The organism is Sphingomonas bacterium (assembly GCF_903644135.1).
Taxonomy (GTDB): domain Bacteria; phylum Pseudomonadota; class Alphaproteobacteria; order Sphingomonadales; family Sphingomonadaceae; genus Sphingomonas.
Genome location: NZ_CAHJXA010000299.1, coordinates 1 through 3,508, shown reverse-complemented (window position 1 = coordinate 3,508; position 3,508 = coordinate 1). Strand labels below are relative to the sequence as shown.

Annotated in this window: 3 protein-coding genes; all 3 read right to left on the bottom strand. The window is 68.4% G+C overall.

The window, feature by feature from the left end:
* On the bottom strand, positions 1–1,669 hold a 1,669-nt coding region (locus HUU96_RS13320; RefSeq protein WP_174293243.1), incomplete at its 3' end, for an acetyl-CoA carboxylase biotin carboxylase subunit.
* Positions 1,666–2,037, bottom strand: coding sequence for a hypothetical protein (locus HUU96_RS13315; protein WP_174293242.1), 372 nt, complete (start codon positions 2,035–2,037; stop codon positions 1,666–1,668). The genes HUU96_RS13320 and HUU96_RS13315, both read right to left, overlap by 4 nt.
* Positions 2,038–2,044: 7 nt before the next feature.
* Positions 2,045–3,508: carboxyl transferase domain-containing protein (locus tag HUU96_RS13310; RefSeq protein ID WP_174293241.1), on the bottom strand; the 1,464-nt coding region annotated here is incomplete at its 5' end.

Sequence of the window (3,508 nt, the reverse complement as noted above, 5' to 3'; positions counted from 1 at the left end):
CAGGCCGAGGATCGTGTTGCCCAGGTGGATATTGCGGCCCACACCATGCTTGCCGCCGCTGTTCGCCAGCGCGGGGCGGCCCGAACGGCCAGGCTTCGCCCGCCAGGTAGAGCACTCCGTCGGCGATCGTCGCTTGCGGCCGCTCGGTGAGGGTGACGAGGTGGGTGCGGCCGGCAACCGCAACCGCGACACAAAGGTCGGCGGCGGCGTTGACGCGAAACCCGTGCAGCGCCGTCCAGGGAACGGTTCCCCGCGGCGGCAGCAGCGCATGGGCGGCGGCCTGCAGCACCGGCTCGGACGGCTCGGCCGCGGGGATCAGCCGGTCGGCGTGGCGCTCGATGAACCCGGTGTCGATGCGGGCGGCGACGAAGTCAGGGTCGGCCGCGGCGCGCGCCAGGAAGGCGGCATTGGTCCTCACCGGCCAGACCTCGACCTTGCCGCACGCGCGCGCCAGCTTGTTGGCGGCGGCGGCGCGGGTCGGCGCGGCGACGATGATCTTGGCGATCATCGGGTCGTAGAACGGCGTCACTTCGCCACCCTCCTCGACGCCGCTGTCGATCCTGAGGCCGCGCGGGAACCGCAGTCGCTCTAGAGGCCCGGTCGACGGCAGGAACCCCGTCGCGGGGTTCTCGGCATAAAGCCGCGCCTCCATCGCCCAGCCGTTGATCGCCAGCTGGTCCTGCGTCTTCGGCAGCGGCTCGCCGGAGGCTACGCGCAACTGCCACTCGACCAGGTCCTGGCCGGTGATCGCCTCGGTCACCGGATGCTCGACCTGCAGCCGGGTGTTCATCTCCATGAACCAGATGCGGTCGGCGGAGAGGCCCTCCGAGCCGTCGGCGATGAACTCGATCGTGCCCGCGCCGACATAGTCGACTGCCTTGGCCGCCTTGACCGCGGCGTCGCAGACGGCGCCGCGGGTCGCGGGGTCCATGCCGGGGGCGGGGGCTTCCTCGATCACCTTTTGGTGGCGGCGCTGCAGCGAGCAGTCGCGCTCGAACAGGTGGACGACGTGGCCGTGGGTGTCGCCGAACACCTGCACCTCGATGTGGCGCGGGCTGAGGATATACTTCTCGATCAGCACGCGATCGTCGCCGAACGCCGCCGCCGCCTCGCGCCGGCAGCTCGCCAGCGCCTCGGCGAACGCGTCGGCGGCATCGACCCGCCGCATACCCTTGCCGCCGCCGCCAGCCACCGCCTTGATCAGCACCGGATAGCCGATCGCGTCGGCCTCGCGCTGGAGCCGCTCGGGGCTCTGGTCCTCGCCGAGGTAGCCCGGCGTCACCGGCACCCCGGCGGCGATCATCCGCGCCTTGGCGGCGTCCTTCAGCCCCATCACCCGGATGCTGGCGGGCGGCGCGCCGACCCAGACTAGCCCCGCCGCAATGACCGCCTCGGCGAAATCGGCGTTTTCGCTGAGAAAGCCATAGCCGGGATGGATCGCCTCCGCCCCCGTCTCGCGCGCCGCCGCCAGCAGGCGATCTGTACGCAGATAGCTGTCGCTCGCCGCCGCCGTACCGATGCACACCGCCGCATCCGCCTCGCGCACGAACGGCATCGCGGCATCGACGTCCGAGTGCACCGCCACCGTGCGCACGCCCAGCCGCCGCGCACTGCGGATGATCCGCCGCGCGATCTCGCCCCGGTTGGCGATGAGGAGGGATCGGGTCACCGAACCAACATATAATGACTAGGATAAAATGGGATGTCCTCACCCCAAGGATCCCGAACCTTTTTGTGTTTACAGTCCCAAACAGCCCAATGATCGGGACGCACAGCATCTTTCTTGTGGCTTCCCTGCAGCAGGGCATCATGTCTTAGCTCAACAAGCTTGACCCCAACCAATGCTCGGGAGCGTTTTTGAAGAGGCTCAATACCAAAGTAGCGAAGTCCTGCGACAATCTTTCCAGTGCTCACAAGCTTGGCCTCTGGATACTGCGCCAGCATGAAATTAGCCGCGTCATTGTATGTTTTACCCGCAAGCATCGCCAACGTGGCAACTCCACAATCAGAACCAGTCCGTTGGATCAGCGTACGCATATTTTCCTCACATCCGAAACAGCCCAAACGTCGCGCGTTCGGGGATCGGCGCGTTGAGCGTCGCCGCGAACGCCAGCCCCAGCACGTCGCGGGTCTGCACCGGGTCGATCACGCCGTCGTCCCACAATCGCGCGGTCGCGTAGTACGGGTTGCCCTCCTCCTCGAACCGCTGCCGCACCGGGGCCTTGAACGCCTCCGCCTGCTCGGGCGTCCAGGTCTCCGCGTCACGGTGGACGGTTGCCAGCACGCTCGCCGCCTGCTCGCCGCCCATCACGCTGATCCGCGCGTTGGGCCAGCTGAACAGGAACCGGGGGCTATAGGCCCGCCCGCACATGCCGTAATTGCCGGCCCCGAAGCTGCCGCCGATCAGCACGGTGATCTTGGGGACGGAGGCGGTGGCGACGGCGGTGACCAGCTTGGCACCGTGCTTGGCGATCCCCTCCGCCTCGTACTTGCCGCCGACCATGAACCCCGACACGTTCTGCAGGAACAGCAGCGGCACGCGGCGCTGGCAGGCGAGTTCGATGAAGTGCGCGCCCTTCACGGCGCTCTCGCTGAACAGCACGCCGTTGTTGGCGAGGATCGCCACCGGCATCCCCCAGATCCGCGCGAAGCCGCACACCAGCGTCGTGCCGTACAGCGGCTTGAACTCGTGCAGCTCCGAACCGTCGACGATCCGCCCGATCACCTCGCGCACGTCGTACGGCGCGCGCACGTCCTGCGGTATAATGCCGTACAGTTCCTCCGGGTCCAGCTTGGGCGGACGCGGTTCGACAATCTCGATGTCGACCGACTTCGGCCGGTTGAGCGTCGCGACGATGTCGCGCACGATCAGCAGCGCGTGCTCGTCATCGTCGGCGACATGGTCGACCACCCCCGAGCGGCGGCCATGCGTGTCCGCGCCGCCCAGCTCCTCGGCGCTGATCACCTCGCCGGTCGCCGCCTTGACCAGCGGCGGCCCGGCCAGGAAGATCGTTCCCTGGCCGCGCACGATCACGCTTTCGTCGCTCATCGCCGGAACGTAGGCACCGCCGGCGGTGCAGCTGCCCATCACGCAGGCGATCTGGGCGATGCCCTTGGCACTCATGTTGGCCTGGTTGAAGAAGATGCGGCCGAAATGCTCGCGATCGGGGAACACCTCCGCCTGGTGCGGCAGGTTGGCACCGCCGCTGTCGACCAGGTAGATGCACGGCAGCCGGTTCTGCTCGGCGATCTCCTGGGCGCGCAGATGCTTCTTCACCGTCATCGGGAAGTAGGCCCCGCCCTTCACCGTCGGGTCGTTGGCCGCGACCATGCACTCGCGGCCGGCCACCCGGCCGATGCCGGCGACTATTCCCGCACCCGGCGCGTCGCCGCCATACAGCCCGTCCGCCGCCAGCGCGCCGACCTCCAAGAAGGGCGATCCCGGATCGAGCAGCCGATGCACCCGGTCGCGGGGCAACAGCTTGCCCCGCGCGACGTGCCGCTCGCG

Excerpts from the sequence above, each read along its gene's own strand:
- HUU96_RS13315 (WP_174293242.1), bottom strand. The coding sequence starts at position 2,037 with ATGCGTACGCTGATCCAACGGACTGGTTCTGATTGTGGAGTTGCCACG.